The organism is Desulfothermus okinawensis JCM 13304, from assembly GCF_054654515.1.
Genome location: NZ_BAAIEW010000002.1, coordinates 158687 through 165178, shown reverse-complemented (window position 1 = coordinate 165178; position 6492 = coordinate 158687). Strand labels below are relative to the sequence as shown.

Sequence of the window (6492 nt, the reverse complement as noted above, 5' to 3'; positions counted from 1 at the left end):
TATAGTTCTGCCTCAAGCTCCTCTCTGTCTTTCTCTGCCTTTTTCTTCTTGTCTGTAAATATAGATGGTAGTCCCTCAATAAGTTGTTTTCTCCATCGCCTCACCTGGCTTGGGTGTACTCCATATTTACTGGATATCTCTGAGATCGTCTTCTCCGCCTTTAGTGCCTCCAGTGCTATCTTTGCCTTAAATGCTCCGTTGTGCCTCTTCCGGATGTTACCCATCTAATCCTTGACTCCTTTCTGTCCTTTCAGGCTAACATCCACCTTATTCCTCTGTCCAGTTTTTGGAGTCCATTATACCTAATCCTGGCGCCGCAGGTTCGAATCCTGCCGGGGGCATAAGAAGGTCTTTATACTCAATCCACGGCCTAAAGCCCAATATAATTTTTATTTAACTAATTTCGTCCTTATGTGACTTACATTGTCTCCTCCCTAAGTAATTTTCTATTTTTTCGTTTTTTGGTAAACTTGCCATCTTTTAACTTTTACAATCTTAATGATCCTTGTCTGGATTGTAACCTTTTTTTCAAATCTATCCAAACAAAAATAACAATCATATATTTTGCAATCAAAAATCAACTACTCCATTTGGTATATCTTAAATACACCAAAAGGGTAATTTCATCAGACCTCCTTTATGTTATTATATTTATAGTATAACTAATTTAATTCAAACACAAAGGAGGTATTGTCAGATGAATGAGAATCAAAAAAATGTATGTGAAGTTCCTGAAGTAAAACCTTCAGGATGGAAGGAGTTGTATCTAAAAGAGGATTGGTGGGCTATTTGGTTATCCATGGGGATTATCTTTGCTGCAATTTTCCTTTATTTTTCTGGAGGAAGTTTGAAGCCACTAGCTGTTACTCCAGCAAAGTGGTCTAGTCTAGATCAACTGTTTCATCACTTTGCACTTAATTATAAACTCTATTTCCTGCAATTTTTCTTTTGGCTTATAGTATTTTCATTAAGCAGTAAAATAATGGGATTCAATCTGTCTGAATTCGTCCCTTCTTTCATCTTTGTGTACGTGATTTCTGTGATAATATTCTCAATTGGGGCATGGGAAAAGGCACACCACTACAACCTTGAACCACCGTTAGTGGCCTTGGCAATAGGGATGATCATTGCCAATTTTATCAAATTGCCAAAATGGATGGATACTGGTTTCCGTGTTGAATATTTTATTAAAACAGGAATTGTGTTGCTTGGGGCAACTTTACCTTTTACTCTTATTATCTATGCTGGTCCTGTGGCCATGCTACAGGCTACCATAATCTCTGTATCTACTTGTTTGACAGTATATTTTGCCGCAACGAGATTATTTAAATTAGATCCAAGACTTGCAGCATGTCTTGGGGCTGGAGCCTCTGTTTGTGGCGTTTCTGGAACAATTGCAGTTGCAGGTGCAGTTAGGGCCAAAAAGGAACATCCCTGTATTGCCATTACTCTGGTTATAGTTTGGGCAATAGTAATGATCTTCTTCCTGCCATTCATATCCAAGATTCTTCATTTACATGCAGGAGTGGCCGGAGCATGGATAGGAACTTCAGAATTTGCAGATGCAGCTGGATTTGCCGCTGCACAGGCCTATGGACTTATGGCTGGAATGGAAGAAATTGCTGTACGTGCATTTACTTTAATGAAAGTAATAGGAAGAGATATTTGGATCGGTTTATGGGCCTTTGCATTTGCGGTAATATCAATTACCAAATGGGAAAAAGGAGATAGGTTGGGACAGAAGCCCACTTTAAAAGAGGTATGGTGGAGATTCCCAAAGTTTGTATTGGGCTTTTTTTTGGCTTCCCTAATAATTACCGTTGTGGTTCACTCCTATTCAATGAATGAATATTTGCACACTGTAAAACCAAATTTAATAAATCCAATCAAGGCCATGAGGACATGGACTTTTATCTTTTGTTTTCTAAGCATAGGACTTACAACCAGGTTTAGAGAACTGGCATCAGCAGGAAACAAACCATTCAAGGCATTTACCATGGGAGTTATAGTAAATGTGATCTTGGGATTTATATTCTCAGCCATAATATTTGGAAATTATTGGTCAACTGCATTAGGTGTTTTAAAATAAAAATTCAAATTACAGAAAATGCGGCCCCAATAGGGCCGCAAGAAAATAATAAAAGGGGTATACCATGAACCAATATACTTGCTTGCATTGTAAATATTTTCGCAATGACCCTAAATTTTTAGAAGAGTTTTACCACGGTCTAAATACCTTAAGTTCTGCCTGGGGATGTGTTAGGGGGGATGCTGGTGTATGTATAAAACATGGAGTCTATCTATTTCCAAGGGGAAAATGTAGTGATTTCCTCTGTACAAGGGAAAATAAAAATATAGACAACCAAATCAGTGGAACATATAATGTATACTCGATTTCCTAATTAAATCTGACCCAATGAAAACAAAAGACCTTTCTCTAAGAACTAAATTCTTTTTGGCAACTGCCTCTGTCCTTATTGCTTCCACATTGATAATTTGCTTGTTGGTCTCCATCCAATACAAAAATTGGATACTTAAAGAGGCCAATGAAAAAACAAGGATTTTCATGGCAGAGGCAGAAGCCGCCAGAAAATATGTAAAAGAAATTTTAAGGCCAAAAATGTATTCAGTCCTATCAAAGGACCAGTTTATTGTAGAAGCCATGTCCACTTCGTATGTTACTAGAAGGGTTATGGGGAATGTGTCTCAATATTTCAAAGATGTTAAATACAAGAGGGCTGCCCTTAACCCTAGAAATCCCCTGAACAAGGCCAATGCCTTTGAGAGAAAGATGATCAGCTATTACAATAAGACCCATTCGTTAAAAGAATGGAAAGGAATAGTAACAATAAATGGAGCCAGATGGTTTATGGTCACTGAGCCAATCTATATGGAAAAATCTTGCCTTAGATGTCATGGGGATCCCAAGGATGCACCTGCAGAACTAATAAAAAAATATGGCTCCAGAGGAGGATACTTTAGAAAGGAAGGTAGTGTAGCTGGATTAGACGTCATTGGAGTGAATATCGAAAGTCAGTTGGCAACAATGTATAAAACCACTTTACATATTTTTGCTATTGGAGTTGCCTTTATTGTTCTATTATTTATCCTAGTTTGGTTCTTCTTTCAAAGATTAGTGTATAATCCTTTAACTAATCTAATAAATTATTGTAGACGTATTAAAAATGGAGAACTGCAATTAACAGACACTATAGATAAATACAAACATGACGAATTGGGAGAACTTACAAAGACTTTTGTACATTTAATAGGTCATTTAGGTAAAGTACAAAATCAATTACTGGAGTATTCTGGAAAACTGGAAGTTATGGTAGAGAAGAGGACAAGAGAATTAAATAGACATAAAGTCTTTTTAGAAGCAATACTTTCCAGTGCTCCTATTGGATTTATAGTCTTAACAGAAAATGGTAATATAAGATTTTGGAACAGAAAGTCAGAGGAAATAATTGGAATAAACTACAATGACGTTAAAGATAAAAACATTAATGAATTAAATTTGCCAATACCATTTAAAAAATTAATGAATAAAAATACATTAACTGATACTCAAATTGAGTATGAGTTCATTGATAAAAATCAAAATAGAAAATACATTTTAGTAAACAGCTCTGTTATAATAGATAATACATATAAATCCACTGATTTTATTATTAATTTTGTTGATATTACAGAAATAAAAAATTTACAAGAAGAGCTTAATAAATATACACAAGAATTAGAAGATTTAGTAGAACAAAAAATAACTCAATTGCGTCAATCAGAAAGACGCTATAAAGAAATATTCAACCACGCTAATGATGCCATAATCTTTTTAGATGCCCATACCCTTCAAATTATTGATTCAAATCCCAAATGGACAGAACTAACAGGATATTCAAAAGAAGAAATTCTATCATCTTCTTTATTGAACCTGTTAGATCCCAAAGACCGAAAAAAAGCCAAGAGATGCCTGATTAGTCCTAATCCTAATCCCTGTGCCTTTGATATTATCAACAAAAAAGGAGGACGCACTTCTGTTGAGTTGATTTCAAGTTCTTTCTTTATGGATAACCATAGATATACCATGTCTATTTTAAGAGACATAACCACCCGCCGTAGATTGGAAAAAGAATTACTTTCCATGAATGCTCAACTAAAAAAAAGGAACAAGGAATTAAGAAATCTTACCATAAAACTCTCAAAGGTTGAAGAAGAATCTAGGAGGAAATTTGCTGACATATTACACAACCAACTTGGGCAAGATTTAGCAGCCATTAAAATTAATATCGGGATGCTTAAAAAAAATATAGAACAAAAAAATAAAGGTCTTGCTGATGAATTAGATAAAGTTGATAATTTGTTAAGCACAGTAATTGGGATAACAAGAGATCTTACATCTGAAATGTATCCTATAATATTAGACAATTTGGGTTTTACTGCTGCACTCAATTGGTATTTAGACATATTTGCTGAAAAATTCCCCATTAAGACCTCTTTAAAGGTTTTAGAACCCATAGGAAGGTATCCCCAGGAAGTGGAAACATTATTATTCCGTTTAGTACAAGAAGGGCTTTTAAACTGTGCAAAACACTCAAAGGCGACTCACGTAGCAGTCCATATTGAGATGAGAGAAGAAAAAGAACTTGTAATAAAGATATGTGATAATGGTGTAGGCTTTCCGGAAGATATACAAAGAAATATGAGTCCTAAAAATGGAATGGGTCTCCATATGATTAGGGAAAGGGTCACATACCTGGGAGGAGAGTTCACCATATCCAGTAAGAAATCAACAGGAAGCACTCTTACCTATAAGATACCAGTTGATAACCTTTTGCAAGAAAAATATCTAAGTTAAGGAGTTAAGAGTTGTGAAGGCTAAAATTTTGTTAGCAGATGATCATAATTTAGTAAGGGAAGGATTTAAAGCAATAATATCTCAAAATAAAGACTATATAGTTATAGGAGAAGCACAAACAGGACAAGAGGCCATTGAAAAAACACTTAATTTAGAACCCGATATAGTTATAATGGATATATTAATGCCCAACATAAATGGAATAGTTGCCACCGAAGAAATAAAAAAAAGTAGAAGTAAAAGCAAAATTATTATTTTATCCATGTATAAAGAAAAGGAATATGTATTAAATGCCTTTGTGGCAGGCGCTGTAGGCTATTTATTAAAAGATGCAGCAGTGGAAGAACTCCTTGAAAGTATAGATTTTGTTTTACATGGACATATCTATATAAGCCCACCCGTAGCAAAATATGTAGTAGAAGAATACAAGGGTCTTTTCCAAGAGAAATCAAAACTGGATATTTATTCCACACTTACTCCAAGAGAAAAACAGCTTCTACAAATGATAGCTGAGGGAAAAACAACAAAAGAAATTGCCGAAATTTTGAGTATAAGTCCCCAAACAGTAAAAACACATAGAAATGCATTAATGAGAAAATTGGATATTCATGATATAGCTGGACTTACCAGATATGCCCTACAAAAAGGACTCATAGAATAACTATGATTAAAGTTCAAAAGTTGAAAAGCTAAAATCCTTAAGAGAAATATAAAAAACCTTACCTGCAAAGTTTGATTTCTCCCAGCAAATATATGATATGGCCTCGTAAGCTTGGAGGGTTCCTATAATTGAAACAATTGGCGCAGTGCATCCAAGTAAATGTTCTGCAGAGTCTCTGTCCTTAGACATAAAAAAATCAACAGGTGTTTTAAAACCAGAAAGAACTGTGGAAACAAACCCCTCAAACCCTGCCACTGCGCCAGTAATTATGGGAATTGAGTTTTTTAAACACTCAGCCACTATTTCTTTTTTAAATAAAGTTCCTCCCACTGCATCAATTACAATGTCAGTTCCCCTGCCCAATTCCACAACTTCCTCTTTTATTAAATTTCTTGAAATGGCAAAGGGTCTGCAATGAGGGGCTATCTCTAAAATCCTTTTTTTGGCCACTTCTGCCTTGTTCTTACCCAATGTATTAACAGAGCAAAGCAACTGTCTATTCAAATTAGTTTCTTCAAACCTATCACCGTCTGCAAAAATGAGGTGCCCCACGCCAATCCTTGCCAGAATTTCAAGGACATAACCTCCAAGTCCTCCACATCCAACAACAAGGACCCTGGAATATAACAATCTCTCTTGATCTTTTTTGGTTATAGCAGAAAAATTTCTTATAAGGTGAGATAGATCCATGTTTTATCCTCCCCCAACAGCAGGGAACAGAGCCAATCTATCTCCCTCTTTGAGCTCACTATCCAAGGAGGCATGCTTTCCATTTATAAAGATCACCTTGACCTCCTTTTTATCAATACCCAATTTTTCAAGTACATGATAGACCTTAAATCCCTTCTCAATTTCAATTTCCTCATTGTCAGGGGTGTATTTTTTTAGGGTGGCAAAACACAGGACTTCTATTCTCATAATAATTTTCATCTTTAACTCATTAAAAAGGGGTGGACAAGTTGTCCACCCCTCAATT

Annotated in this window: 7 protein-coding genes; 4 read left to right on the top strand and 3 right to left on the bottom strand. The window is 35.4% G+C overall.

The window, feature by feature from the left end:
- The coding region (locus tag ACYQ0O_RS01785) for a transposase (protein ID WP_459890080.1) at positions 1–224 on the bottom strand (224 nt) is incomplete at its 3' end.
- Positions 225–697: 473 nt separating this feature from the next.
- On the opposite strand from ACYQ0O_RS01785, the gene ACYQ0O_RS01780 reads away from it, so the two are divergent.
- The 4 genes from ACYQ0O_RS01780 to ACYQ0O_RS01765 all read left to right on the top strand — a co-directional run bounded on the left by ACYQ0O_RS01780 (position 698) and on the right by ACYQ0O_RS01765 (position 5516).
- Complete coding sequence (locus ACYQ0O_RS01780; protein WP_459890079.1) at positions 698–2089, top strand: YeiH family protein; 1392 nt, start codon at positions 698–700, stop codon at positions 2087–2089.
- Positions 2090–2153: 64 nt separating this feature from the next.
- Positions 2154–2402, top strand: coding sequence for a hypothetical protein (locus tag ACYQ0O_RS01775; RefSeq protein WP_459890077.1), 249 nt, complete (start codon positions 2154–2156; stop codon positions 2400–2402).
- Between the two features lie 14 nt (positions 2403–2416).
- The gene (locus ACYQ0O_RS01770; RefSeq protein WP_459890075.1) at positions 2417–4855 is read left to right on the top strand and encodes a c-type heme family protein; all 2439 of its coding nucleotides are present in this window, start codon (positions 2417–2419) and stop codon (positions 4853–4855) included.
- 13 nt (positions 4856–4868) lie between these two features.
- On the top strand, positions 4869–5516 hold the full coding sequence (locus ACYQ0O_RS01765; protein WP_459890073.1) for a response regulator: 648 nt from the start codon (positions 4869–4871) through the stop codon (positions 5514–5516).
- A gap of 6 nt (positions 5517–5522) precedes the next feature.
- Here the strand turns inward: ACYQ0O_RS01765 and ACYQ0O_RS01760 are convergent, their stop codons facing one another.
- Positions 5523–6206, bottom strand: a complete 684-nt coding sequence (locus tag ACYQ0O_RS01760) for a HesA/MoeB/ThiF family protein (protein WP_459890071.1) — start codon at positions 6204–6206, stop codon at positions 5523–5525.
- A gap of 3 nt (positions 6207–6209) precedes the next feature.
- A complete protein-coding gene (locus tag ACYQ0O_RS01755; RefSeq protein ID WP_459890069.1) occupies positions 6210–6446 on the bottom strand; it encodes a MoaD/ThiS family protein in 237 nt (78 codons plus the stop codon).
- Between the last annotated feature and the right edge of the window lie 46 nt (positions 6447–6492).